General features: G+C 73.7%; 23 protein-coding genes. 7 read left to right on the top strand and 16 right to left on the bottom strand.

The genetic code is table 11. The features are described from left to right. Window positions 1–4: 4 nt before the first annotated feature. From KPL57_RS33940 to KPL57_RS33930, 3 genes are read right to left on the bottom strand one after another with little or no spacing between them, the layout of a single operon-like run. Window positions 5–970 (bottom strand): TIGR03557 family F420-dependent LLM class oxidoreductase, encoded by a 966-nt coding sequence (locus KPL57_RS33940; protein ID WP_226354676.1) that lies wholly within the window; start codon window positions 968–970, stop codon window positions 5–7. A gap of 54 nt (window positions 971–1024) precedes the next feature. After that, window positions 1025–1972 (bottom strand): NADP-dependent oxidoreductase, encoded by a 948-nt coding sequence (locus tag KPL57_RS33935; RefSeq protein ID WP_226354675.1) that lies wholly within the window; start codon window positions 1970–1972, stop codon window positions 1025–1027. Window positions 1973–2019: 47 nt separating this feature from the next. Next, entirely contained in the window at window positions 2020–3315 is a 1296-nt protein-coding gene (locus KPL57_RS33930) for an amidohydrolase family protein (protein WP_226354674.1), read from the bottom strand. A gap of 174 nt (window positions 3316–3489) precedes the next feature. Between KPL57_RS33930 and KPL57_RS33925 the strand changes: the two genes are divergently transcribed. The 5 genes from KPL57_RS33925 to KPL57_RS33905 all read left to right on the top strand — a co-directional run bounded on the left by KPL57_RS33925 (window position 3490) and on the right by KPL57_RS33905 (window position 10321). Next, window positions 3490–3900, top strand: coding sequence for an STAS domain-containing protein (locus tag KPL57_RS33925; protein ID WP_083658628.1), 411 nt, complete (start codon window positions 3490–3492; stop codon window positions 3898–3900). Continuing rightward, complete coding sequence (locus tag KPL57_RS33920; protein ID WP_374203861.1) at window positions 3864–4526, top strand: hypothetical protein; 663 nt, start codon at window positions 3864–3866, stop codon at window positions 4524–4526. Before KPL57_RS33925 ends, KPL57_RS33920 begins: the two co-directional genes overlap by 37 nt. Continuing rightward, window positions 4523–5239, top strand: coding sequence for a hypothetical protein (locus tag KPL57_RS33915; RefSeq protein ID WP_226354672.1), 717 nt, complete (start codon window positions 4523–4525; stop codon window positions 5237–5239). The genes KPL57_RS33920 and KPL57_RS33915 overlap by 4 nt, the downstream gene beginning before the upstream one ends. 121 nt (window positions 5240–5360) lie before the next feature. Next, a complete protein-coding gene (locus tag KPL57_RS33910) occupies window positions 5361–9827 on the top strand; it encodes a Pls/PosA family non-ribosomal peptide synthetase (protein ID WP_226354671.1) in 4467 nt (1488 codons plus the stop codon). 92 nt (window positions 9828–9919) lie between these two features. After that, window positions 9920–10321, top strand: a complete 402-nt coding sequence (locus tag KPL57_RS33905) for a group 1 truncated hemoglobin (RefSeq protein WP_226354670.1) — start codon at window positions 9920–9922, stop codon at window positions 10319–10321. A gap of 42 nt (window positions 10322–10363) precedes the next feature. On the opposite strand, the gene KPL57_RS33900 is transcribed toward KPL57_RS33905, so the two are convergent. Next, a complete protein-coding gene (locus tag KPL57_RS33900; protein WP_374203824.1) occupies window positions 10364–11254 on the bottom strand; it encodes a LysR family transcriptional regulator in 891 nt (296 codons plus the stop codon). 70 nt (window positions 11255–11324) lie between these two features. Between KPL57_RS33900 and KPL57_RS33895 the strand changes: the two genes are divergently transcribed. After that, window positions 11325–12542 (top strand): TDT family transporter, encoded by a 1218-nt coding sequence (locus KPL57_RS33895; RefSeq protein ID WP_226354669.1) that lies wholly within the window; start codon window positions 11325–11327, stop codon window positions 12540–12542. Here KPL57_RS33895 and KPL57_RS33890 read toward each other — a convergent pair. The 3 genes from KPL57_RS33890 to KPL57_RS33880 form a co-directional block, all read right to left on the bottom strand. Beyond that, window positions 12491–13303, bottom strand: a complete 813-nt coding sequence (locus KPL57_RS33890) for a GntR family transcriptional regulator (RefSeq protein WP_226354668.1) — start codon at window positions 13301–13303, stop codon at window positions 12491–12493. The genes KPL57_RS33895 and KPL57_RS33890 overlap by 52 nt on opposite strands. 61 nt (window positions 13304–13364) lie before the next feature. Further along, window positions 13365–13766, bottom strand: coding sequence for a hypothetical protein (locus KPL57_RS33885; protein WP_226354667.1), 402 nt, complete (start codon window positions 13764–13766; stop codon window positions 13365–13367). Between the two features lie 102 nt (window positions 13767–13868). After that, on the bottom strand, window positions 13869–14792 hold the full coding sequence (locus KPL57_RS33880; protein ID WP_226354666.1) for an ATP-binding cassette domain-containing protein: 924 nt from the start codon (window positions 14790–14792) through the stop codon (window positions 13869–13871). An 88-nt stretch (window positions 14793–14880) separates the two neighbouring features. Between KPL57_RS33880 and KPL57_RS33875 the strand changes: the two genes are divergently transcribed. Further along, a complete protein-coding gene (locus KPL57_RS33875; protein ID WP_226354665.1) occupies window positions 14881–15555 on the top strand; it encodes a TetR/AcrR family transcriptional regulator in 675 nt (224 codons plus the stop codon). Here KPL57_RS33875 and KPL57_RS33870 read toward each other — a convergent pair. The 9 genes from KPL57_RS33870 to KPL57_RS33830 form a co-directional block, all read right to left on the bottom strand. Then, on the bottom strand, window positions 15552–16769 hold the full coding sequence (locus tag KPL57_RS33870) for an NAD(P)/FAD-dependent oxidoreductase (protein WP_226354664.1): 1218 nt from the start codon (window positions 16767–16769) through the stop codon (window positions 15552–15554). The two genes, KPL57_RS33875 and KPL57_RS33870, sit on opposite strands and share 4 nt — an antisense overlap. A 77-nt stretch (window positions 16770–16846) precedes the next feature. Next, entirely contained in the window at window positions 16847–17047 is a 201-nt protein-coding gene (locus KPL57_RS33865; RefSeq protein WP_062399393.1) for a ferredoxin, read from the bottom strand. Then, window positions 17047–18390 (bottom strand): cytochrome P450, encoded by a 1344-nt coding sequence (locus tag KPL57_RS33860; protein ID WP_226354663.1) that lies wholly within the window; start codon window positions 18388–18390, stop codon window positions 17047–17049. The genes KPL57_RS33865 and KPL57_RS33860 overlap by 1 nt, the downstream gene beginning before the upstream one ends. Before the next feature lie 186 nt (window positions 18391–18576). Beyond that, window positions 18577–20100, bottom strand: coding sequence for an aldehyde dehydrogenase (locus KPL57_RS33855; RefSeq protein WP_178376694.1), 1524 nt, complete (start codon window positions 20098–20100; stop codon window positions 18577–18579). Then, window positions 20097–21152: an alcohol dehydrogenase catalytic domain-containing protein gene (locus KPL57_RS33850; RefSeq protein WP_226354662.1), complete on the bottom strand. Its 1056-nt coding sequence runs from the start codon at window positions 21150–21152 to the stop codon at window positions 20097–20099. Before KPL57_RS33850 ends, KPL57_RS33855 begins: the two co-directional genes overlap by 4 nt. A gap of 34 nt (window positions 21153–21186) precedes the next feature. Further along, window positions 21187–21627: an SCP2 sterol-binding domain-containing protein gene (locus KPL57_RS33845; protein ID WP_226354661.1), complete on the bottom strand. Its 441-nt coding sequence runs from the start codon at window positions 21625–21627 to the stop codon at window positions 21187–21189. A 142-nt stretch (window positions 21628–21769) separates the two neighbouring features. After that, window positions 21770–23314, bottom strand: a complete 1545-nt coding sequence (locus tag KPL57_RS33840) for an acyl-CoA synthetase (RefSeq protein ID WP_226354660.1) — start codon at window positions 23312–23314, stop codon at window positions 21770–21772. 143 nt (window positions 23315–23457) lie between these two features. After that, the gene (locus KPL57_RS33835; RefSeq protein WP_226354659.1) at window positions 23458–23847 is read right to left on the bottom strand and encodes a hypothetical protein; all 390 of its coding nucleotides are present in this window, start codon (window positions 23845–23847) and stop codon (window positions 23458–23460) included. Window positions 23848–23867: 20 nt separating this feature from the next. Continuing rightward, a complete protein-coding gene (locus KPL57_RS33830; protein WP_226354658.1) occupies window positions 23868–24287 on the bottom strand; it encodes a hypothetical protein in 420 nt (139 codons plus the stop codon). Between the last annotated feature and the right edge of the window lie 4 nt (window positions 24288–24291).

The raw sequence follows: 24291 nt of genomic DNA, 5'->3' as shown, positions 1-24291 counted from the left end.
GTGATCACCGGCCGGGCAGGTCGTGCAGGCGCCCGGCGAGTTCCTTCTCGTAGAAGGTGAAGAACTCCTCGACGTCCGGTCCGGCGCTGATCAGCGCGAGCCGGTCGTAGCCCGCGTCGGCGAAGCCCTTCACCGTCGCGACGTGGGTCTCGACGTCCGGGCCCGCCCCGAACGCGTCGGCCATGTCCTCCCTGCGGACGAAGGCCGTCGCGGCCTCGAAGTTGCGCACGTTCGGCAGCTCGGCCTGGATCTTCCAGCCGGTCGGGCCGAACCGGAACAGCCGGTGCGCGGACTCCAGCGCCGCGTCGACGGTACCGGCGTAGGCCAGCGGGACCTCGGCCCAGCGGGAGCCGGTGCCACCGGCCGCGGTGTAGGCGTCGATCAGGTCGGTGCGGGGCTCGGTGGCGAACAGGCCGTCGCCCAGCTCACCGGCGATCCGGGCCGCCTTCGGCCCACCCGCGGCGACGACGATGTCCGGCAGCGTCTCCGGCAGGTCGAACACCCGCGCGTCGGAGATGGACAGGTGGGTGCCGCGGTAGGTGCGGTAGCCGCCGCTCCACAGCAGACGGATGATCTCCAGCGCCTCGCGGAGCATCGCGTGCCGCACCCCGACGACCGGCCACGGGTGTCCGGTGACGTGCTCGGACAGCTGCTCGCCGGAGCCGACACCGAGGGTGAACCGGCCGTCGGACAGCAGCGCGGTCGTCGCCGCGGCCTGGGCGATGATCGCCGGGTGGTAGCGGATCGTCGGGCAGGTCACCCCGGTGGCCAGGCCGATCCGCTCGGTCCGCATCGCGATCGCGGCGAGGATCGACCAGGCGAACCCGGAGTGCCCGTGGCTCTCCAGCCACGGGTGGTAGTGGTCGGAGATCTCGACGAAGTCGAAACCGGCCTCCTCCGCCCGGACGGCCTGGCGGACCATCTCCTGCGGCGTGTGGGCCTCGGCGAAGAGCTTGAAGCCGATCTGCACGACGGGTGTCCTCTCCTCGGGGGTGCCCCGGCGGGATTCCCGGCAGGCGTCGGATCACTCCTGCGGCAGCAGGACGATCTTCCCCGCGGTGTGCCGCTTCTCCAGCTCGGTGTAGGCCTCGCGGACCCCGTCGAGCGGGTACCGGGCCGCGATCGCGACCTGCAGGGCCCCGTCGGCGACGAGCGCGCCGAGCGCGGCGAGGTCGTCGCGGCCCGCGGCGTCGGCGGTGCCCCGGGTGGCGGCGCCGTGGGCCTGCGCACCCTCGAAGTCGATGATCGTGTTGATCCGCTCCGGGGCGACGCCGAGCTCGCGGGCGAGCGCGACGTAGCCGCCGCCGTACAGGTCGACGACAGCGTGCACCCGGTCCGGCGTCGCGGCGCGCAGGTTCGCGAGCGTCTCCTCGGGCGAGGACCCGTAGGCGACCGGGGTCACGGCCAGCTCGCGCAGCCGGTCGTGGTTGCGCTCCGAGGCGATCCCGACGACCTCCACGTCGCGCAGTGTCAGCAGCTGCACCGCGATCTGCCCCACCCCGCCCGCGGCACCGGCGACGACGACCGTCTCCCCCGGCTGCGGGTCCACCGACGCGACCGACGCGGCCGCGGCCGTCCCGGCGATGTAGAGCACGCCGGCCGTCGCGGCGTCGAGACCGGCCGGGCGGCGCAGGACCTGTTCGGCGGGCACGTCGACGTGGGTGGCCTGGGAGGCGCGGTCGTCGGTCCAGCCGAAGACGTCGTCGCCGGGCTCGACGTCGGTGACGCCCTCCCCGACCGCCGCGACGACCCCGGCCCAGTCGCTGCCCTGCCCGCTGGGGAACGTGCTGGGCCAGGCGTCGGCGAACACGCCCTCGCGCAGCGCGGCCTCACCCGGGTTGATCCCGGCCGCGTGCACCTCTACCAGGACGCGGCCCGGACCGGGGTCCTCGAACCCGACACCGGTCACGTACAGCTCGTCGACGCCGCCGTAGCGGTCGTACCGCACGGCCCTGCCCTCACGTGTGCTCATGTCGGGCAGCGTTCCCGCTCCGCGACGGCCTGCACCGATGAGCCGGGTCACACCGGGGGGTGCAGCTCCACGGCCGCGCCGGAGACGGTCCGACGGCCGCCCTTCAGCACCCAGCGGACCGGTGCGACGGCGGCGACCGCCGTGCCCGGGTCGGGTGCGTCGAGGCAGACCAGGTCGGCCGGGGCACCCGCGATGACCCCGGTGGCGGCGGCCGGGGTGCCGAGCACCCGGGCGGCGCGCGGGCCGACCAGGTCAAGGCAGGCCGCCAGCTGCTCCGGCGACGCCTGGTGGGTCAGGTTGGCGTAGAGGTTCGCCATCCGGACCAGGGAGCCGTCGCCGTAGGGGGTGAAGGCGTTGCGCACGTTGTTCGTGGCCACCGCGGCCGCGGCGTCGCGCTCGACGAGCCGGTCCAGCACGACGACCCCGCGCGGCGCCCCGGCGCCGGTCTCCCGGCCGGTGAGGAACAGGTCCGTCGACGGCAGGGAGACCACGCCGACCCCCGTCCCGGCGCACCGGTCCAGCACCGCCGCGCGCCGGTCCGGCTCCAGGAACGACCACGCCGTGCCGTGGCCCGCGGTGACCCGGCCGCCGAGCCCGGCGCGCTCGGTCAGGTCGCACAGCGTGCCGATCAGCGCGCCCTCGGCGGTGCCGTCGAACAGGTCCAGGTGCAGGTCGACGTCGGCGTCGTGGTCCGCGGCCAGCCCGAACACGCGGTCCAGCTGGCCCGCGGGGTCGTCGTCGGCGTAGGGGGCGCCGCCCACGACCGCGCGCCGGCCCGCCGCGCGGGCCCCGCCGAGCGCCTCGTCGAGCAGCCGGGCCGTCTCCGGCGAGCCGGTCAGGCCGTCCTGGGCGAACACGCAGACCTCGACGTCGACGGCCCAGGCCCAGTCCGCCGCGGCCGCCAGCACGCCCTCCAGCCCGCGCCGCCCGACGGTCGGGTCGAGCTCGACGTGGGTCCGCACCCGGGTGGTGCCGTGCGCGACGCAGGACGCCAGGACGGCCCCGGCGCGGGCGGCGACGTCCTCGACGGTGAAGTCCGCCTTCATCGCCGCGGTCTCGGCCATCGCGTCGTCGACGGTGCCGCCGGACCACGAGCAGCGGTCCGCGGTGAGCGCCTTGTCCAGGTGCAGGTGCGCGTCGACGAGACCGCCGACGACGAGCCGGTCCCCCGCGTCGGTACCGGGTGCCCCGGCGGGGGCCGGGGCACCCACCGACCGGATCCTGCCGCCGGACATCACGATGTCGACGGCGCCGTCGTGGCCGGGGACGCGGGCGCGCCGCACGACGGTCACGGCGCCGTCGTCGGCCGGGTCCGGGGGGCGCGGTGATGCGGAGGTGGTCACCCGGTGAAGACTCTCTCCCCGGCCGGGATCCCGCAGGTCGACCGGTGGACAACGGCCCGGGGCCCGGTACGGTGAACCCATCGGAAACTCGGCCGTACGTCCCCGGACACGCGGCCCCGCACCATCCGGCAGGCGGGGTCGTGGGCGAGGCGTGCCCCGAGCCGGGCGGCCGTCGTGACGTCCGCCGAGCCCGGCCGCCGGCGGCTCGGCCACACGGGAAGCTGGCCGGAGCCGCACTCCCGGGTGAGCCTGCGCGAGCACACCCCGGCGCCCGGTGTGACCGTCCTCGAGGTGATCGGTGACGTCGACCTCGCCGAGGCCGAGGCGATCCGGGCCCGGATGTCGGAGATGCTCCACCAGACGCGACCGGCGCGGGCCCTGCTGGACCTGTCCGGCGTCGGGTTCCTCGGGTCGCACGGTCTGACCGCGGTGGTCCGGTCCTCCCGGGCGGCCGGTGAGGCCGGGGTCCGTCTCGACGGGGTCACCGGCCCGGGCAACCGTGCGGTGATCCGGCCGGTGCGGATGACCGGGCTGGACCAGGTCATCACCTGGTACCCGGACCTCGACACGGCCCTGGGGGCCTGAGCCTGCACCCCGACGATCTCGTCCGCCGCGCGCCGCGCCTGTTCCACACCACGCCCGCCGCGTCGTGGCCCGGGATCGCCACGCACGGACTGCTGCCGGTCGCGGGGCTGCTCGACCTGTTCGGGGTGACCGGCGACGAGCGGGAACGGCTGCTGACCACGCGTCGCCCGCGGGCGGTGCGGCTGCACCACCCCGAACACGGCACCGCCTGGCTGCGTGACCAGCGCCCGCTCAACCCCGCCGCCCTGGGACGGATGCTCGACCCGGGGTCCGGCTTCGGTGTGGCCGACTACCTGCGCCGGATCAACGGCTGCGCGTTCCTGTGGGCGGACCCCGCCCGCCTGCGCCGGCTGCACGCGCTGCCCCGCTACGCCGACACCGAGCACGTCGTCCTCACCGTCGACACCGCGTCGCTCCTGGCCGCGCACGGCGACCGGGTGCTCGTGACCCGGATCAACTCCGGCGCCGCGCTGTTCGCGCAGGGGCGGCGCGGGCCGGACACCTTCCTGCCGGTGGAGCGGGTGCCGTCGTCGTGGCGGCCGGTGGAGGTGGCCGTGCCCGGCGGCGTCCCGGACCTGCTCGCGCACCTGGTGGACGCCCCGGCCGTACCGGAGCGCTCCGGATGAGCCGGCCGGTCGCCGTCGTGTTCGCCGACGCCTGGACCCGGCCGTCGGCCGAGGACCACACCGACGACACCGAGGCCGTCGCCGACCTGCTGCGCCGCAGCGGTCACGGGTTCGACGTCCGGACCGCGGGCCCGGCGGGCGACCGTCCACTGCGCGAGGCGCTCTCCGACCCGGACACCATGCTGTTCGCCCACCCCGGTGCCTCCGGCGACGACGAGGCCGCGTTCCGGCGGCTGCGCGCGGACAAGGGCGCGATCCGCCGGTTCGTCCACCGGGGCGGGTGCTACCTGGGCGTCTGCATGGGCGCGTTCCTGGTGGAGCACGGCTTCCTCAACCTCGTCGGCCTCGCCGTCGACGAGTACTGGTCCCGCCCGGGGGCCGATCCGTCCACCCCGGACCCGGCCCTGGTCACGGTCCGGTGGCGTGGAGCCGAACGGCGGATGTACTTCCAGGACGGGGGCGTGATCCGGCCGACACGCCGGGCGCTCGCAGAGACCGAGATCCTCGCCACATACACCGACGGCACGGTGGCCGCCTGCGTGACCCGATGCGGTGACGGCGCGGTCGGAGTCGTCGGCCCGCACCCCGAGGCCCCGCCCTCGTGGTTCCACGACCACGGTGTCGACCTCCCGGCCGACCATGATCATGACCTGGGGATCGACCTCGTCGACACGCTGGTCAGGACGGTCCACGGGTCGTCGTCGCCGTCCTGACGACGGCGGACCCCTCGTCTGGCTACGCACTCCACCCGACCGGGGTTCACCGGTTTGCGAGTGATGATCGCCACGCCCGACCTGCACTTTTCGTCCCCTCGGGAAGGGGTAGGCCGGAGTCATGTCCGACGTGTCCAACCGGTCGGCCCTCACCGGTGGGGTCGACGGCGGCGACAGCCGCAACACACAGCCGGGACAGCCCCAGGTGATCCGCCGGGACCTCCCCTACCGCCCGTCGCCGACCAAACGACCGGTGCCGACCCCGCGTCCCCGGACACTCGACGACCGTGTGCTCGTCCCCGGGGCGACCCTGGAGGCCTCGCGGGCCCGGCCCGGCGAGCAGCTCGCCGAGGTGTTCGAGGAGGCCGTCGACCACCACCCGGACGCCGTCGCCGTCGACACCGGCGACGCCACGCTGACCTACCGCGACCTCGACGGGCGCACCAACCGTCTCGCCCGGCACCTGCGCGGGCGCGGCACCGGCCCCGGCGACGTCGTCGGGCTGCTGCTCGACGACCCGGTGGAGAGCTACACCGCCATGCTCGCGGTGCTCAAGACCGGGGCCGCCTTCGTCCCGATGGACGCGGGCTTCCCCGCGGACCGCGTGGCGTTCATCCTGTCCGACTCCGCGGCCGGACTGCTGCTGGTCACCGACAGCGCGCTGGCGAAGGTCGGTGACCCGGTCGAGGGCGACGTCGAGATCCTCTCGGTCACCGGTGCGGCGGCCGCCGACATCGCCGCCTGCTCCGACGAGCGGCTCGGGCCGGACAGCCGTCGCACACCGGGCCGCGAGCACCCCGCCTACCTGATCTACACCTCCGGCTCCACCGGCCGGCCCAAGGGCGTCGTGATCGGACACCCGGCGATCTGCAACTTCGTGCGGGTCGCCGCCGACGAGTACGGCGTCCGCGCCGACGACCGCATGTACCAGGGCCTGACCCTGGCCTTCGACTTCTCCGTCGAGGAGATCTGGACCTCGTTCCTGACCGGCGCCACGCTCGTCCCCAAGCCGGCCGGGGTGTCGCTGGTCGGCGAGGACCTGCACGACTTCCTGGTCGAGCGCCGCGTCACCGCGATGTGCGTGGTGCCGACGCTGCTCGCCACCGTCGAGGCCGACCTCGACGACCTGCGCTTCCTGCTCGTGTCCGGCGAGGCCTGCCCGCAGGACCTCATCCGTCGCTGGTGGACCCCGCGGCGCCGCTTCCTCAACGTCTACGGCCCCACCGAGGCCACCGTCACCGCGACGATGGCGCAGGTCCACCCGGACCGTCCGGTGACGATCGGGCGGCCGCTGCCGACCTACGCCGCCCTCGTCCTGGACACCACCGACCCGACCCGGGTGCTGCCGTTCGGCGAGACCGGGGAGCTGGCCGTCGCGGGGGTGGGGCTGGCCGACGGCTACCTCAACCGCGACGAGAAGACCGCCGAGGTGTTCGTCCCGGCCCCGGTCGACCTGCCGAACAACCCGTCCGGGCTGATCTACCGCACCGGTGACCTCACGCGGATCAACGCCGACGGCGAGATCGAGTACCGGGGCCGCATCGACCTGCAGGTCAAGATCCGCGGCTACCGCATCGAGCTCTCCGAGATCGAGGCCGTGCTGCAGGACCACCCGTCGGTCGCGATGGCCGTGGTGGACACCTACGAGCCGACGCCCGGAACGAAGGAGCTCGTCGGCTACTACAGCCTGGTCCGCGGTGCCGAACCGCCGACCGACCTGCGGTCCCGCCTGCAGGACCGCCTGCCGTCCTACATGGTGCCCGCCTACCTCGAGCACCTCGAGCTCATCCCGATGACGACCAGCGACAAGGCGGACCGCAGGAACCTGCCCGCGCCGACCGGCAGCCGCGTGGCCGCGACCGGCCCGGTCGTGGGCCCGGCGACCGACGTCGAGCGCGGCCTGGTCGCCGAGCTCGCCACCGCGCTGCGGGTCGAACCCGCCGAGATCTCGGTCGAGGCCGACTTCTTCGACGAGCTCGGCGCCACCTCGCTGCTGCTGGCCGGGTTCGCCGCCGCCGTGCGCCGTCGCGACGACCTGCCGTCGGTGTCCGCACGCGACGTCTACCGCCACCCCACCGTGCGCCGGCTCGCCGCCGCGCTCGGCGACGTCGTGCCCACCGTGGCCGCGGAGCCGGTCGAGCCGGTGCGCGCCCGCCCGGTGGCGCACGCGCTGACCGGCGTCGCGCAGCTGCTGTTCCTGCTCGCGTCCGGGTTCGCCGTCGCCGCGGTGCTGGTCCTCGGCTACCGCTGGGTCTCCGCCGCGCCCGACGCGGTGTCGCTCACCGGCCGGGCCGCGCTGTGGACCGCGGGGGTGCTCGTCGCCGTCGTGCTGCTGCCGGTGCTCGCGAAGTGGACGCTCGTCGGCCGCTTCCGCGAACGGACCGTGCCCCTGTGGGGCGCCGCCCACCTGCGGTTCTGGGTCGTCTCGACGCTGATCCGGACCAACCCGATGGCGCTGGCCGTCGGCACCCCGCTGTACACCGGCTGGCTGCGGCTGCTCGGCGCGCGGATCGGTCGCGGCAGCGCCCTGTTCGGGGCCGTCCCGGTCGCCACCGACCTCGTCCGGGTCGGTGCCCGCACGATCGTGCACCCGGAGGCGTCGTTGCAGGCCTACCGGGCCGTGCCCGGCGCGCTGGAGTTCGGCCCGGTCGACGTCGGCGACGACTGCGTGGTCGGCGAGGCCGCCGTGCTCGACGTCCGCACCCGGATGCAGGACGGGTCGCAGCTGGGCCACGCCTCGGCCCTGCGGCCGGGTGTCACCGTGCCCGCCGGGGAGGTCTGGCACGGCTCCCCCGCCGGTCCGTCCGACTCGGACTACCGCGGGCCCGACGCCGTCGGTGCGGGGCGGCTGCGCCGGGTCGTCTACTCGGCGGTGTTCGCCGGGCTGTCCTGGGCCGTCGCGACGGCGGTGTTCGCGCTGCTCGTCGGCCTGTTCGCCCGTTTCGCGCCGCAGGTGGCCGGGCTGATCGGCCTGACCGGTGCCGACATGGGCACGCACTGGTGGTTCTTCCTGATCGGCGCGATCGCGGTGGTGACGCTGGTCGTGCTCGCCCTGCTGGTGGGCGTGCTCGCCGTGCTGACGCTGCCGCGGCTGGCCGCGCTGTTCGTGCCGGTCGACCGCACCTTCCCGCTCTACGGCGTGCGCCACGTCGCGCAGCAGATCGTGACCGGTGTGTCGAACGCGCGGTTCCTGGTGCTGCTGCTCGGCGACAGCTCGTTCATCACCGGCTACCTGAAGGGCCTCGGCTACGACCTGGACGACCTGCGTCAGACCGGGTCGAACTTCGGCACCCAGCTCCGCCAGGAGTCGCCGCGGCACGCCCGCGTCGGCGCCGGGACGATGGTGTCCGACGGGCTGCGGATGATGAACACCGAGCTGTCGCACGACTCGTTCCGGATCCGCCCGGTGCGGCTGGGCCGGGACAACTTCGTCGGCAACGACGTGCACCTGCCGCCGGACGCCCGGATCGGCGACGACGTGCTGCTCGCGACCAAGGTCATGGTCCCGGTCGACGGGCCGGTGCGGACCGGGGTGGGCCTGCTCGGCTCGCCGCCGATGGAGATCCCGCGCACCGGCGCGGGGCCGCACCCGAACCACCCGGCCACCGACGAGGAGCTGGCCCGCCGGCTGCGCTCGAAGAACCGCTACAACGCCTCGACCGTGGTCGTCACGGTGCTGCTACGGGCGCTCGGCGTCGCGGTCGCGCTGGTCCCGCTCGGGATCTCGGTGGCGCTCTGGCCGGCGTGGGGCCTGTGGGCCCTCGGCCCGGCCGTGTTCCTCGGCCCGCTGCTGCTCATGGTGTGGTCGGCGCTGCTGGAGCGCGCGACGCTCGGCTTCCGTGGCCTGCAGCCGCGCACCGCGTCCATCTACGACCGCTACTTCTGGTTCCACGAGCGGCTCTGGAAGCTCTACGTCCGGCCGGTGCTGGCCGGGACCCCGCTGCTCGTGTGGCGCAACCGCCTGGCCGGTCTGAGCGCCGGGAGGCGCGTCTTCGACGACGGTGCCGCCATGCCGGAGAAGAGCCTGGTCTCCCTCGGCGACGACGTGGTGCTCAACTCCGGGTCGGTCCTGCAGTGCCACTCGCTGGAGGACGGCCGGTTCGAGTCCGGCCGGATCCGGGTCGGCGACGGCGTGTCCGTCGGCGTGCGGGCGTTCGTGCACTACTCCACCGACATCGGCGACGGCGCGACGCTGGCCGCCGACTCGTTCCTGATGAAGGGCGAGCAGGTGGCCCCGGGTGAGCGCTGGGGCGGCAACCCGGCCGAGCCGGAGGCGGACGGCGCCCCGGTGCCCGACCACCGGGCGTCGGCGCCGGCGGAGCCCGCGGTCCCGGTGTCGGTCGTGCCCGTTCTGACGCAGCCGTTCACCGAGGAGGTGTTCCTGTCCCGGGTGCAGCAGTACCTGGAGCTGCACGACGTCGCCTGGGCCACCAACGCCTCGGTCGCGGTGCTCGACACCCTGGCCCGCAGCCTCGGCGCGGACGCCCGTGACGACCTGGCCCGACACCTGCCGTCCGGGCTGCGGGCCCAGGTCCCGTCGCTGACCGGCTACGGCCGGCGCCGCAGTCAGCACGCCGTCGACGACTGACCCGACGCCCCGAGATCGGTTGTGCACTATTGACGAGACCCCCTCCGCAAGGGACCGTGATCCGGTCCCGACAACGGAGTTGGAGCGACGTCATGCCCGAACAGCAGTCCCTGTACGACCGCCTCGGCGGCATCTACGCGATCGCCGGGGCGGTCGACGTTCTCGTCGACCGGCTCTTCGCGAACGCCTCGGTCAACGCGAACGAGGGGGTGCACGCCCACCACGGCGAGCCCGCCAACGCCCCCGGCTACAAGTTCCTGGTCACGGCCTGGTCGGTGCAGGCCGCGGGCGGCCCGCCCTGCTACCCCGGTCTGGACATGGTCGCGGCCCACGAGACCCTGGCGATCACCGACGAGCAGTTCGACGCGGTGGCCCTGGAGATCGCGTCCACGCTGAGCTTCTGCGGGGTGCCGACGGCCGAGCACACCGAGTTCATGGAGATCATCGAGCGCTACCGGCCCGAGGTGGTGCGACAGCAGCCCTCGGCCGCCTGACCGGCCGGTCCCGGGGCGTGGCCGCCGCCCCCCCGGGACCGGTCAGCGGCGGGCCGCGAGACGCACCAGGACCAGCGCGGGACCGGACGGCGCGCGGCCCCGCCGCCACGCGGCGCGCAGGCGTCGCTGCAGGTCGGCGCCGCGCACCGGGACCGTCCGCAGCGTCCCGGCCGCCACCTCGGCCGCCACGGCCAGACCGCTGATCACCGCGGGGCCCGCGCCGCCCGCGACCGCGTTCTTGATCGCCGTCGTCGAGCCGAGCTCCAGCACCGGCGACGCGACGGTCCCGAGCGCGCGCTCCAGGAACTCCCGGGTGCCCGACCCGGGCTCGCGGGCCACCAGCGGCGTCGTCGCGAGCCGCGCCGCGTCGACCGCGCGGCGCCGGGCCCACGGGTGGTCCGGCGCGACGACGAGCACCAGCCGGTCCCGCCCGACGACCTGCCCGTCGAGGTCCGCGGGCAGGTCCGGGCCCTCGACGAACCCCAGGTCGGCGTCGCCGGAGCGGACGTCGTCGACCACCTCGGCGGTGTTGTGCGAGGTCAGCGTGACCGCGGTGCCGGGCAGCTCGGCCCGCAGCGCCACCAGCCAGCGGGGCAGCAGGTACTCCGCGACGGTGAAGCTGGCGGCCACCCGCAGCCGGGCCGCCCGGTCGGTGCGCAGCGCGGCGACGCCCTCGTCCAGGGCGTGCGCGGCGTCCAGCACGGCCCGCGCCCGCTCGACGACGAGCGCCCCGTCCGGGGTGAGCCGGGTGCCCCGCGGCGACCGTTCCAGCAGGGTCAGCCCGAGTGCCGCCTCCAGGGTCCTGACCCGGGCGCTGACCGCCGCCTGGGAGATGCCGTGGGCCGCCGCGGCCCTGCCCATGCTCCCCAGGGTGGCGACCGAGACCAGCAGGTCGTAGGGCACGAGGTCGGCGACGCGCGGGGACAGGGTCACAACCTCTGATTATGACTCCGCAACCTCGCGACGGGTACCGCCGAGCCGCCGAGCGGCCGACCGTGAAGGCATGACGACGCACCTCAGCCCCCCGGCCGCGGCCGCCCCGCCGGCGCCGCACGCGTTCGCCCGCCTCGGGCTGCTGCGCGAGCTCGGCACCCCGGGCGACGCGGTCCGGTCGTTCGGGCCGAACTGGTTCGCCGCGGTGATGGGCACCGGGATCGTCGGCGGGGCGGCCGCGACGCTGCCGTTCCGCTCCCCGTGGCTGACCGCGTGGGCGACCGGGGTGTGGGGCCTGGCCTCGGCGCTGCTGGTGGTGCTCGTGGCCGCGACGGTGGCGCACCGGGTGCGGTTCCCCGAGCGGGCCCGCGCACACGCCGCGGACCCGGTGGCCGTGCAGTCCTACGGCGCCGTCGCGATGGCCCTCATGACGGTCGGCGCGGGCGCGGTCCAGTTCGGCCCGGCCGTGCTCGGCACCCCGGCCGCGCTCGCGACGAGCGGGGCACTGTGGCTGACCGGGACGGCGTTCGGGCTGGTCACCGCGGTCGGCGTGCCGTACCTGATGATCACCCGGCACACGATCGGGCCGGACGCGGTGTCCCCCGCCTGGCTGCTGCCGGTGGTGCCGCCGATGGTGTCGGCCGCGGACGGGGCGCTGCTCGTCGTCCACCTCGCGCCGGGCACGGGCCGCACCACGCTGCTGCTCGCCTGCGTCGCGCTGTTCGGGATGAGCCTGTTCGCGACGCTGGCCCTGCTCCCGCAGATCTGGAACCGGCTCGTCGTGCACGGGACCGGACCGGCGGCGGCCGTCCCGACCCTGTGGATCGTGCTCGGCCCGCTCGGCCAGTCGGTCACCGCGGCCGGGCTCCTGGCGAACGCCGCGCCGGGCAGCCTGCCCGAGCCGTACGCGGGCGCCGCGGCGGTGGTCGCGGTGGTCTACGGCGTCCCGGTCTGGGGGTTCGCGATGCTGTGGCTGGCGCTCGCGGCCGCGGTGACCCTGCGGACCGTCCGGCGGGGGCTGCCGTTCACGCTGACCTGGTGGAGCTTCACCTTCCCGGTGGGGACCTGCGTGACCGGCACGAACCTGCTGGTGGCGCGGCTGGGGACGCCGGCGCTCACCGTCGTCGCGACGGCGCTGTACGTGCTGCTGGTGGCGGCCTGGCTCGTCGTCGGGGCCCGGACCGTGCACGGTGCGCTCGTCCGCTCCGAACCTGCTCGACCCCGCGTGAGGCGCCCTCAGCGGCGCGGGTCGCTCCGGTCGGGGGACCCGAGCAGGTCGAGCTGGTAGCCGTCGCGGGTGGAGAAGTCGGCCCGCAGCACGAAGCGGTCGCCGCGCACCAGCGTGCGGCGCCACTCGACGGGGCGGCCCTTCGCGCTGCCGAGCCGCGACACCGAGAACGCGGCGGTCGACGGGCTCCCGCCCAGCAGCCGGTGCTCGGCGGGGGTCGGCAGGATCGGCGCGATGGTCTCCTCGCCGCCGGTGAGCACCACGTCGCACAGCTCGGCGTAGCGCTGGTAGAGGGCGACCCCGGTGAAGTCGGCGTGCAGCAGCGGGGCGGCCAGGTCGTACGGGAGCCACACCCGGTCCAGCGCGAGCGGCTCACCACCGGCGAGCCGCAGCCGTTCCAGGTGCACCAGCGGCGTCGACTCCTCCAGCCCGAGCCGCGCCGCGACGACACCGTCGGCGCGCACGTCCAGGGCCCGCACGACGCTGCGCTGCTCCAGGCCCATGGCCCGCACGGACTCGTGGATGCTGTAGAGCGCACCCAGGCGCTGGGCGGTCTCGACCGGTGCCGCCTGCCGCGACGGCCGGCCCCGCGTCCCGACGACGCGGCCCTCGTCGCGCAGCACCTTCACCGCCTGACGGACGGTGTGCCTGCTGACGCCGTACTCCCGGCCCAGGGCGAGCTCGCCGGGGAAGCCGTGGGTGAACGCGTCGGAGTCCAGGCGGCGGCGCAGGTCCTCGAGCAGCTGCTCCCAGAGCAGCCGTCCCGGCTCGCGGCGGAGCACGGCGGGTCCGGGGACCGGTCCGGCCTCGGCGTCACGCACCCTGGTGAATGTACGGACCGGACCGTCGCGGCCCCCCGGGCAGGCGACCCGGGCCGGTGGGTCAGCGGACCGACCAGGTGCAGGCGCCGGTGAAGACGACCGCCTCGCCGTCGAGGATCCGGGCGGCGGCCGGGCCGTGCAGGACCCCGCGGGACACCTCGGCGCCGTCCGGCCCGGTGCGGGTGTAGACGCACTCCCGGCCCGGGGCGGGCCCGTCGGTGCTCCAGGTGCCGGGCGCGAGGTCGAGACCGGCCCGGTACACGCCCTCGGCCGCCTCCCGCACCGGGACGGGTGCGGCCTGGTGGACGGCGGTCGCCTCGGCACGGTCGTCGCCGTGCACGAACACCCCGACCAGCACCACCGGCACGACCAGTGCCAGCAGCACCCACGGCCAGAGCACGGTGCGCTGACCTGCTGCGGCGCGCTCCGCGTAGTACCGCCCGTACGGTCCGGTGCCGTCCATCCACCCGCCTCACGTCCGACGTCACTCTGGTGATCGAAGCGGATACCCGTGAGTGTTACGTCCCGTCCCACGATGTGAGCGGACGTGCCGGATCGGCGGTCGTCAGATCGCGGGGTTCGCCAGCATCCCGGAGCCGAGCGCGATCGACAGCAACGCGAGCATCACGAACAGCACCCCCATGAGCAGCCACGCCTCGCCGAGCCCCTGCCGCCGGGCCCGCCGCGCGAGCGCCGCCTGCTCGGCCGCGGAGGCCACCGGCAGCGACGCCCGCACGCCGAACCGGGCGTCCAGGTCGGCGGCGGTGGTGATCCCGCCGAGCACCTCCTCGACCGGGCCGTCGGCGACGATCCGGCCGCCGAGCAGGAGCGCGACCCGGTCGCCCAGGTCGCGGGCCAGGTCCAGGTCGTGGGTGACGACGAGTGCCGTCGCGTCCGCGGCGCGCCGGCGCACGGCGCGCACGACCTGCTCGCGGTTGTGCAGGTCCATGGCCGGCCCGGGGTCGTCGAGCACCAGCAGCTGCGGCGCGCCGACCAGTGCCCTGGCGAGCGCGGCCCGCCGGCGCTGCCCCGCCGACACCGCCGACGGCAGCGCGGTGGCGTGGTCGGCCAGGTCGAACTCGTGCAGGATCCGCCAGGTCGCGGCGTCGGCGTCGGGTGCCCCGGCCGCCCGCAGCGGGTAGGCGACGTTGTCGAACAGCGTCAGCGACGCGAACAGCGACGCATCGTAGACCGAGGACCCGCCGAGCAGGACCCCCATCCGGCGGCGCAGCCCGGCCAGCTCGGCGTCGCGCAGACCGGCGACGACGTGGCCGTCCACCAGGGTCTCGCCCGACTCGGGCGTGTAGAGCCCGAGCAGGATCCGCACCAGCGTCGTCTTGCCGACGCCGGACGGACCGAGCAGGACGGTCGTGCGGCCGGGTGGCAGCTCCAGGTCGATCCCCTCGAGCACGGGCTCGGAGTCGAAGGACATCCGGACCGCGCGGAACGAGACCGCCGGTGCCGTCGGGACCAGTACGTCGTCGATCATCGTCACCCCCTCGGGTGACGAACCATAGGGTCGGGTGGAGCAGCGTGTACAGACATCCGCTGTGCGGCCGGGGGCTACCCTGCCCCGCATGGTCTCCCCCGCGGACGAACCGCGTCCGCCCCGGCCCCGCCGCACGCAGGGCGAACGCCGGGCCAGCAGCCGGGCGATCATCCTCGCCGCCGCCCTCGAGGAGCTGTTCGAGAACGGCTACGCGCACTCCACGACCGTGACCGTGCAGCGGCGCGCCGGGGTGTCGCGCGGGCGGCTGCTGCACCACTTCCCCAGCCGCGAGTCGCTGCTCATCGCCGCCGCTCAGTACCTGGTCGTCGAGCGGATCGCCGACATGGAGCAGTGGGTGCTGGGCTCGGAGTACGGGCGCACCACCGGCCCCGCGCGCTGCGACCGGGCCGTGGAGCTGCTGTGGGACACGTTCCTGCAGCCGTACTTCTGGGCGTCGATGGAGCTGTGGGCCGCCGCCCGTACCAATGCCGACATCCGGGCCGAGCTGCTCCCCGCGGAGCGCCGGCTGGGCATCGCGCTGACCCACGTGGTCGCGACGATGTTCGGGCCGGTGCTGTCCAGCCACCCCGACTTCGACGAGTGCCGCGACCTGCTGTTCACCAGCATGCGGGGGGTCGCGATGACCTACGCGATCCACCCCCGCGACCCGGTGACCGAGCCGCACCTCCCGAGCTGGAAGCGCCTGGCCCGCCGAATGCTCGACGTTCCCGACGAGGACCCGGCGGGCGGCGCCGACGGCTAGGAGACGCCGGCGAACTCCAGCGCCTCGGCCCAGCTCGCGCGCTTCGAGATCAGCCGCTTGTACTTCATGATCTGGGTGGGCCGGTCGATCGTGATCGTCCCGACGAGCCGGTCGCCGCGCCGGTAGAGCGCGAGGAACCGGTCGTCGCCCAGCTCGGAGGACACGACCCGGATCTCGTCGGCGGCCGGGCGGCCGACGAACTGGATCCGGCTGGAGTACCAGTCCGACCAGAAGTACGGCACGGTCCCGAGCTCGGTGGCGTTCTCCGGGTCGAGCGCGTTCTTCGCGGCCAGCGCGCCCTGCTCCGCGGCCGTCGTCCAGTGCTCCAGGCGCATGACCTCGCCGTCGAACAGGTGGTTCGGGAAGTGCACGACGTCGCCCGCGGCATACACGCCGTCGGCGGCGCGCAGGGTGGCGTCGGCGACGACGCCCCGGTCCCGCTCGTGCAGCTCGACGCCGGAGCCCTCCAGCCAATCCGTGCAGGGCGACACGCCGATGCCGACGACCACCAGGTCCGCCGGGACCACCTCGCCCGAGCCCAGCCGGACGCCGGTGACGGCGCCGTCGGCGGAGGACTCCAGCCCGTCGACCGTCTCGCCGCAGCGCAGGTCGGTGCCGTGCTCGCGGTGCAGGTCCGCGCAGGCCTTGCCCATGTCCTCGCCGACCGAGCGGACCAGCGGGACCGGCAGCGTCTCGACGATCGTGGCGGACAGGCCGCGCTTGCGCGCCGAGCTCGCCACCTCCGAGCCGATGAACCCGGCACCGATCACGACGGTGCGGGCGCCCGCGTCCAATGCGGACCGCACGGCGAGCGCGTCGTCCCAGGTCCGCAGGGCGTGCACACCGGACAGCTGCCCGGTGCCGGGCAGCATCCGGGCCGCTCCCCCGGTGGCGACGACGAGCGCGTCGTAGGACAGCTCGGAGCCGTCGCCGATCCCGATCAGCTTCCCGTCCGTGTCCAGCGACGAGGCCGGGCTCCCCAGGCGCAGCTCCACCCCCAGTTCCTCACGCAGGTGCTCCTCGGTCCGGTACCGCGGGTCGGCGGGCTCCTCGCCGGTGTCGTCCAGGAACGCCTTGGACAGCGGGGGCCGGTCGTAGGGCAGGTGGCGCTCGGCACCGACCAGCGTGATCCGGCCGGTGTGGCCGGCCCGGCGGGCGGACTCGACGGCACGGATCCCGGCGAGCGACGCCCCGACGACGACGAGGTGCTCCACGGTGGTCCTCCTCGGGAACGAGCAGACGCCGGGGGTGGCGGCCCCCGGCGTCTGCGGTGTGGTGTGACGGGGTGGGGTCAGCTCTCGACGAGGCGCAGGGCCTCGGTCGGGCAGGAGGCGATCGCCGCCTCGCAGGCCGCGCGGTGCTCGTCGGACGGGGTGGCGTCGAGGATGTCGAGCGACCCGTCGTCACGCACCTCGAACAGCTCCGGCGCCTCGGCCTCGCAGAGGCCGAGCCCGCTGCACTTGCTCTCGTCCAGCTCGATACGAAGACCCATCACTTCTCCAGGGAGAATCGGAACGGCATGCGCTTCACCCCGCGCATGAAGTTGGTGCCCAGCAGCTCGGGCTCACCGACCTCGAACTGCGGGATGCGGAACAGCAGCTCACGGAACAGCGCCTTCAGCATGGACTTGGCGAGCTGGTTGCCCAGGCAGAAGTGGACACCGCCGCCGCCGAACCCGGTGTGCGCCTTCGCGTTCTCGCGCGACAGGTCGAACTTCTCCGGGTTGTCGAAGACCTTCTCGTCCATGCAGCCCGACGGGTAGAACATGACGACCTTGTCGCCGGGGACGATCTTCTTGCCGCCCAGCTCGGTCTCGACGACCGCGGTGCGACGGAAGGTCATCACCGGGCAGGCGTACCGGACGAACTCCTCGATGGCGTTGTTGATCCGGCCGTCGTAGTCCTCCATGAGCCACTGCTTCTGCTCGGGGAAGTGGGTGAAGGCGCGGACGGTGAACGACGAGGTGTGCCGGGTGGTGTCGGTGCCGGCGACGGCCATGAGCACGAAGAACGAGCCGATCTCGAACTCGTCGAGCTTCTGCCCGTCGACCTCGGCGTTGATCAGCGAGGTGATCAGGTCGTCGGAGGGCTCGGCGGTCTTGAGCTCGATCAGCTCGGTGGCGATGTCGTGCAGGTTCGTCGCGGCCTGCACCTGCACCTCGTCGGCCTGGCGGCCGGCGAGCACCTCGTCGTCGGCCCAGGCGACGATGTCCGCCGCGTTCTTCTCGGTGGCCTCGCGCAGGTGCTCCGGGATGCCCATGATGTCGCAGAAGATCCGGGTGGGCAGGACCTTCGCGACGCTGGTGACGAAGTCGATCTCGCCCGAGGTCTCGGCGACGACGCCGTCGACGACCTCCTTCGCGGCGAGCGCGATCTTGTCGTCGATCAGCTTGATCTGCTTGGGCGTGAACGCCGAGGCGACCAGCTTGCGCAGCCGGTCGTGCTTCGGGTTGTCCATCGCCAGGAAGGACTGGGTCAGCTCGAGGAAGATCGGCGGGAGCAGGTCGAACAGCACGCCCTGGCCGGAGACGTAGGTGTCGTTGTCCCGGCTCACGGCGACGATGTCGGCGTGGCTGACCACGGCCCAGTAGCCCGGATCGTCGGGGTCGGGGGTGACGGCGTCGTCGACCGGACGCTGCCAGGAGACCGGCTGCTCGGCGCGGAGGACCTTGAAGGTCTCCTCACGCTGCTCGGAGGTCTGGTTCCAGAACGCCTTGGTGGAGATGTCGACCGGGTAGTGCTCGGGCTTGCCCTCGCTGGTGGCCGGGATCATGTTCACGGCGTCCGGGTCGTACATCTCCGACTCGAAGTCGGTGGCGTCGAAGGTGGCGGTCATCGGATCTCCTCCGAGCCCTGCGGTCTGCTCCGCGGGCGGAAAGCTGGCGACACACGGTCGGGGAACAGTGTGCGGAGACGGGTGGGGGGCGGGCGTCACCCCGGGAGGGCGACGTCGTACCCCCAACGGGAGAGGGAGGGGCCCTCCCCGGCACGGGCGGTTGCCGGGGAGGGCCCGGGAGGGTGCTCAGTCCTCGGCGTGGCTGAGCAGCACGTCGTACGGACGGGCGTCGCGGGTGCCGGACAGGTCGAGGTGGACGTTCTTCTCCTCGACGTAGGGGTCCAGCGCGCGCGGGCCGAGCTCGCGGCCCACACCGGACTGCTTGTACCCGCCGAAGGGCACCTCGCAGTTGATCTGGTGTGCGTCGTTGATCCAGACCGAGCCGGCCTTGATCTTCTCGGCGACGTCCAGGGCACGGGAGTTGTCGCGGCTCCACACCGACGACGCGAGCCCGTACTGGGTGTCGTTGGCCAGGGCGACGCCCTCGGCCTCGGAGCCGTAGCGGATGACCGACAGCACCGGGCCGAAGATCTCCTCGCGGGCGATCCGCATGTCGTTGCGGACTCCGGTGAAGATGGTCGGCTGGATCCAGTGGCCGCCCTCGTAGCCCTCGACGTGGGCCTCTCCGCCGCCCAGGACGGCGGTGGCGCCCTCGTCCTTGCCGGACCGGATCAGCTCGAGGATGCGGTCCTTCTGCTTCGCCGAGACGACCGGGCCCATGTCGGTCTCCCAGTCCCGGGTGTCCCCGAGCTGGATGGTGGAGGCCCGGGCGACCATGCGCTCCACGAACTCGTCGTGCAGCGAGTCCGGCAGCAGCAGCCGGGTCATCGACTCGCAGACCTGGCCGGAGTAGAGCATGCAGCCGTACAGCACGCCGTCGACGGCGATGTCCAGGTCGGCGTCGTCGAGGACCAGCGCCGGCGACTTGCCGCCGAGCTCCAGGGTCACCGCCTTCACCGTGCCCGAGGCCAGGCGCATGATCTCGCGCCCGACGTCGGTGGACCCGGTGAAGCCGATCTTGCCCACGCCCGGGTGCGACGCCAGGCGGGCACCCGCGTCCGGGCCGGGGCCCGGGACGACGTTGAACACACCCGGCGGCAGCCCGCACTCCTCGGCGATCCGGGCGAACTCCAGCGCCGACAGCGGCGTCTTCTCGTCCGGCTTGAGGATCACCGAGTTGCCGACGGCCAGGGCCGGCGCGAACTTCCACAGCGACAGCAGCAGCGGGAAGTTCCACGGTGCGATCGCGCCGACCACGCCGATCGGCTCCTTGCGGAGCGTCGACTGGCCGAGCACCGGGAACGTCGCCCGCGGCATGGGCGTCTCGAACTCGTAGCGCTCCGCCAGGCCCGCGAAGTACTCCAGGTGCGGGGCGCAGTAGCCGACGTGGAAACCGGTGGCCTGCCGCACGGTGGCGCCGTTGGCCATGATCTCCAGCTCGACCATCTCGTCGAGCCGCTCGCCGAGCCGGTCCGCGATCGCCCGCATCACCGACGCGCGGTGTGCGGGGGTGGCGCGGGACCAGCCGCCGTCGTCGAAGGCCGCCTGGGCCGCGTCGACGGCGGAGTCGATGACCGCCGCCCCGCCCGACGCCGCGGTGGCGACGAGCTCGCCGTTCTGCGGGTCGCGGATCTCCAGGTGGTCGTTCGAGTCCACGTCCTTGCCACCGATCCGCATCGGGAAGTGGCGGACGGTCGTCCCGGCGGTCATGCGGTGGGGTCCAGGACGATCTTGGTGGCCTCGCGCTCCTCGAACATCCGGTACGCCTCCGTCGCCTGCGACATCGGCATCCGGTGCGAGATGAACCGGCTCGGGTCGAGCTTGCCGGCGGCGATCAGCGCGAGCGTCTCGTCCATGTAGTTGGTGATGTTGGCGACGCCCTGGGAGATGGTGACGCCCTTGAGGTAGAGGTCGCCGAAGGGCAGCTCGATCGAGTCCTCGGTGTAGACGCCGGGGATCGAGATGGCGCCGCCGGAGCGCACCAGGGAGCAGGCCGAGAGCAGCGCCGACGGGTGGCCGACGGCGTCGATCACGACGTCCGCGCCGCGCCAGTCGGTGAGGTCCTGCACGGCGTCGGCCGGGTCGGTCTCGTCGGCGTTGACCGGGATCGCGCCGATGGCCTCCGCCTCCTTGAGCCGGGAGGCGACCTTGTCCACGACGACGGTCTGGGACGCGCCGAGCACGTTCGCGGCCATCGCGGCGCAGAGCCCGACCGGGCCCGCGCCGACCACGGCGACGGTGTCACCGGGCTGGATGAACTTGCGGACGGCCTCGTAGCCGGTGGCCATGATGTCGCCGACGAAGAGCTTGTCCTCGTCGTTGCCCTTGCCCTCGTCGGTGAGCTTGCGCAGCGTGCGGTCGGCGTTCGGCACGATCACGTACTCGGCCTGGCCGCCGGACAGGCTGCCGAAGGTCACGCCGAGACCGAAGATCATCGTGCCGAAGCACTGGCCGGGACGGTTGCGGCGGCAGTTGTAGCAGCTCCCGCAGCTCACGACGCACGACGCGACGGCCCGGTCGCCCTCGGAGATCAGGTTGACCCCGGACCCGACCGCCTCGACGGTGCCGAGGAACTCGTGGCCCAGGACGACGTCGTCCTCGATCACGATCCGGCCCTCGTAGGGGTGCAGGTCGGTACCGCAGATCGCGGTGAGGTCGACGCGCATCAGCACGTCACCGGGGTCGGTGATCTCCGGCTTGGGGACCTCCATGACCTCGATCTTGTGCGGCTCGCGGAGCACGACCGCCTTCATGGTCGCCATCTCGTCGGCGTCCCTTCCTGTGTCGTCGGGTGGGTCAGGCGTTCGCGGAGGCGTCCTTCTCGGCGACCAGCTCGCGGTACATCGGGAACAGCGGCTTGGTCAGCGGGACCAGCTTCAGGATCTTGTTGACCGGGCCCTTGGCCTTGACCTCGCCCTTGGCCAGCCCGACGGCGAGGTTGTACTCACCGCGCCAGAACTTGTCGCCGGTGTCGGCGCGCATCATCAGGGTGATGTCGGCCTTGTCCTCGTCGGCGCCGGTGTGCACGTCCAGGGCCGGCTCGTGCATCTTGACCCACATCTCGGTGTCGGGGTCGGTGTAGAGCACCCGCAGGTTGATGTCCGCGGCGCGCATCTTCGGGCCCGACTCCGGGTGGTCGTTGGCCGCGCGGAAGACGCCGCCGATGTACTTGTCGACCTCGTTGCTGTCGGCGAAGAAGCCCATCTCGATCTCCTCGTTGAGTGCTGGTGCCGACACCCGGAAGTGGGCGCCGTCGGTGGTACGAATGCTGTCCGGGAGCGAGGGGGGTCACATCGCTCCCGGGGGGTGGTTCCGTGCTCCCTACGGATGCACGGTGCGTGACGGACGGTTCCGCGCGGTGACCGTCGCGGCGCGTCCGTCAGGCGGGGGCGACCTCGGTGTACTGCTTGCGCAGCTCGCCCTTGACGAGCTTCCCGGTGGCGCTGCGGGGCAGCTCCGCGGCGAAGTCGACGCTGCGCGGGGCCTTGTAGTGCGCGATCCGCTCGCGGACGAACTCCAGCAGCTCGGCCTCGAGCTCCGGGGAGCCCTCGACGCCCTCGGGGGTCTGCACGACGGCCTTGACCTGCTCGCCCATCTCCGGGTCGGGCACGCCGATCACGGCGACGTCGTAGACCTTCGGGTGCAGGGTGAGGACGTCCTCGACCTCCTGCGGGTAGATGTTCACCCCGCCGGAGATGATCATGAAGGCCTTGCGGTCGGTGAGGAACAGGTAGCCGTCGTCGTCGACGTAGCCGACGTCGCCGGTGGTGGACCAGTTCTCGTGCTCGGGGTGGCGCGCGTCGCGGGTCCGCTCGGGGTCGTTGTGGTACTCGAACGGCGGGACGTCGCGTTCGAAGTAGACGGTGCCGACCTCGCCGGTCGGGAGCTCCTTGCCGTCGTCGTCGCACACCCGGATGACGCCGAGGCCCGCCTTGCCGACGCTGCCGGGCTTCTCCGCCCAGGCCGCCGAGTCGATGAAGGTGACGCCGTTGCCCTCGGTCGAGGAGTAGTACTCGTGCAGGACCGGGCCCCACCAGTCGATCATCTTCTGCTTGACGTCGACCGGGCACGGCGCGGCCGCGTGCACGGCCACCCGCAGCGACGAGACGTCGTAGGAGTTCCGGACCTCGTCGTCGAGCTTGAGCATGCGCACGAACATCGTCGGCACGAACTGTCCATGCGTGACCTGGTAGCGCTGGAGGTGCTCCAGGGTGTCCTCGGCCCGGAACCTCTGCGCCATGACGACGGTGCCGCCGAGGGCGTGCACGATGCCGCCGAACCGCAGCGGCGCGGCGTGGTAGACCGGCGCCGGGGAGTAGTAGACGGTGTCCTCGCCGAACTTGTACATCGGGCCGAACACCGCGGTGTAGAGGTCACCGGGCTCGTCGACCTGGATGGTCGGCAGCGCGGGCTTGATGCCCTTCGGCCGGCCGGTGGTGCCCGAGGAGTAGAGCATGTCCGCACCGCGGGGCTGCTCGGGCAGCGGCTCGTCGGGGGCGAGCTCCATGGCCGCGCCGAGGGCCTCGTAGCCCTCGACCGCTCCCCCGAAGGCGAAGCGGCGCTCGACGCCGGGCGTCCGGTCCACGAGCGCCTCGGCCAGCTCGCGCTTGGCGGCCGAGGCGAACAGGACCCGCGCGCCGCAGTCGGTGACGATGTAGGCGGCCTCGTCCGGGGACAGGTGGTGGTTGATCCCGGTGACGTAGAGGCCCGAGCGCAGCGCGGCCCAGTAGATCTCGAAGACCTCGGGGGCGTTGTCGGAGACGAACGCGACGTGGTCGCCGCGGCGCAGTCCGGCGTCGCGCAGGACGTGGGCGATCCGGCGCGAACGGTCGTCGAGCTCGGCGTAGGTCGTGGTACGGCCGGTCTCGGGCTGGACGACCGCCGGGTGGTCGGGCCGGGTGCGCGCATGGGTCCCTGGGAACACGGGCTGCTCTCCCCTTCGAGAGTGGGTCGGAACGGCGCCGGGGCGAGGCACCGCCGTCGCAGCCCGCATCGTGTCGGCACACCGGGTGACCCGGCATCCCTCCCGAGGGGGTGGTTCCTCCCCCGCTCGGGAACGCGGCCCGGTCAGGCGGGGCGGCGGTCCCGGTTCCGGCCCGCGAGGTGCCCGGCGATCGCGCCCATGACCACCGCGGTGAGCAGGGTGAGGACCAGCTGCGTCGGGTCGAGGCCCCCGGTGCCGAGGACGACCAGCGGCAGCACGAGCAGGTACCCCGCGACGGCCGCGCCGGCGCCGTGCACCCGCGGGTCGACGGCGTCGCCGATCCGGTAGCCGGCCAGCACGAACGCGACGACCGCGGTGATGATCAGCCAGGCCGGGCCGACCACCGGGATCTGCGAGCCCAGCGGCGCGGCGAGGCCGCCGATCACCAGCACGCTGAACGCCAGCGAGGCGCCGCGGACCAGGCTGACCCAGTCCACGCGGTCGGAGAACCAGTCGAACCCCGGGACGGCCACGAGGTCTCCCTTCGGTCGGCTCAGCGCAGGTGTCGCAGCGCGGAGGGTGTCAGCAGCGGGACGGTCCCCACCACAAGCAGCACCATCGCCGGGACGGTCTCCCAGCGCCCCGCCGAGGCGAGGAGCACCACCGACACAACGGACAGGACGACCGCGGGGTAACGGGCCGCGCGGCGGCGCAGCGCCAGGCCGGCGCCCGCTGCGACGAGCAGCACCGCGAGCAGGAGCAGCAGCCACGCCGGGTACGGCGCGGTCGTCCCGACCTCGACGACGGGGGCGCCCTGCCCGGCCAGCGTGCTCGCGGTGTCCTCGTCGACCGTCGACTCGGGCCGCAACCCCGCCCACGCGACGGCCAGCAGCACCGCGGTCAGCATCCACGCGGCGGCCGACACCACCAGTGCCCACGGCATCGTGGACCGGCTCCGCACCTGCTCGCTCATGGCC

The organism is Pseudonocardia sp. ICBG601 (assembly GCF_020496245.1).
The sequence above is the reverse complement of the archived record's forward strand: the minus strand, read 5'-3'. Positions and strand labels throughout refer to the sequence as shown.

Excerpts from the sequence above, each read along its gene's own strand:
- KPL57_RS33935 (WP_226354675.1), bottom strand. The coding sequence starts at position 1,972 with ATGAGCACACGTGAGGGCAGGGCCGTGCGGTACGACCGCTACGGCGGC.
- KPL57_RS33915 (WP_226354672.1), top strand. The coding sequence starts at position 4,523 with ATGAGCCGGCCGGTCGCCGTCGTGTTCGCCGACGCCTGGACCCGGCCG.
- KPL57_RS33910 (WP_226354671.1), top strand. The coding sequence starts at position 5,361 with ATGTCCGACGTGTCCAACCGGTCGGCCCTCACCGGTGGGGTCGACGGC.
- KPL57_RS33905 (WP_226354670.1), top strand. The coding sequence starts at position 9,920 with ATGCCCGAACAGCAGTCCCTGTACGACCGCCTCGGCGGCATCTACGCG.
- KPL57_RS33895 (WP_226354669.1), top strand. The coding sequence starts at position 11,325 with ATGACGACGCACCTCAGCCCCCCGGCCGCGGCCGCCCCGCCGGCGCCG.
- KPL57_RS33885 (WP_226354667.1), bottom strand. The coding sequence starts at position 13,766 with ATGGACGGCACCGGACCGTACGGGCGGTACTACGCGGAGCGCGCCGCA.
- KPL57_RS33880 (WP_226354666.1), bottom strand. The coding sequence starts at position 14,792 with ATGATCGACGACGTACTGGTCCCGACGGCACCGGCGGTCTCGTTCCGC.
- KPL57_RS33875 (WP_226354665.1), top strand. The coding sequence starts at position 14,881 with ATGGTCTCCCCCGCGGACGAACCGCGTCCGCCCCGGCCCCGCCGCACG.
- KPL57_RS33865 (WP_062399393.1), bottom strand. The coding sequence starts at position 17,047 with ATGGGTCTTCGTATCGAGCTGGACGAGAGCAAGTGCAGCGGGCTCGGC.
- KPL57_RS33860 (WP_226354663.1), bottom strand. The coding sequence starts at position 18,390 with ATGACCGCCACCTTCGACGCCACCGACTTCGAGTCGGAGATGTACGAC.
- KPL57_RS33855 (WP_178376694.1), bottom strand. The coding sequence starts at position 20,100 with ATGACCGCCGGGACGACCGTCCGCCACTTCCCGATGCGGATCGGTGGC.
- KPL57_RS33850 (WP_226354662.1), bottom strand. The coding sequence starts at position 21,152 with ATGGCGACCATGAAGGCGGTCGTGCTCCGCGAGCCGCACAAGATCGAG.
- KPL57_RS33830 (WP_226354658.1), bottom strand. The coding sequence starts at position 24,287 with ATGAGCGAGCAGGTGCGGAGCCGGTCCACGATGCCGTGGGCACTGGTG.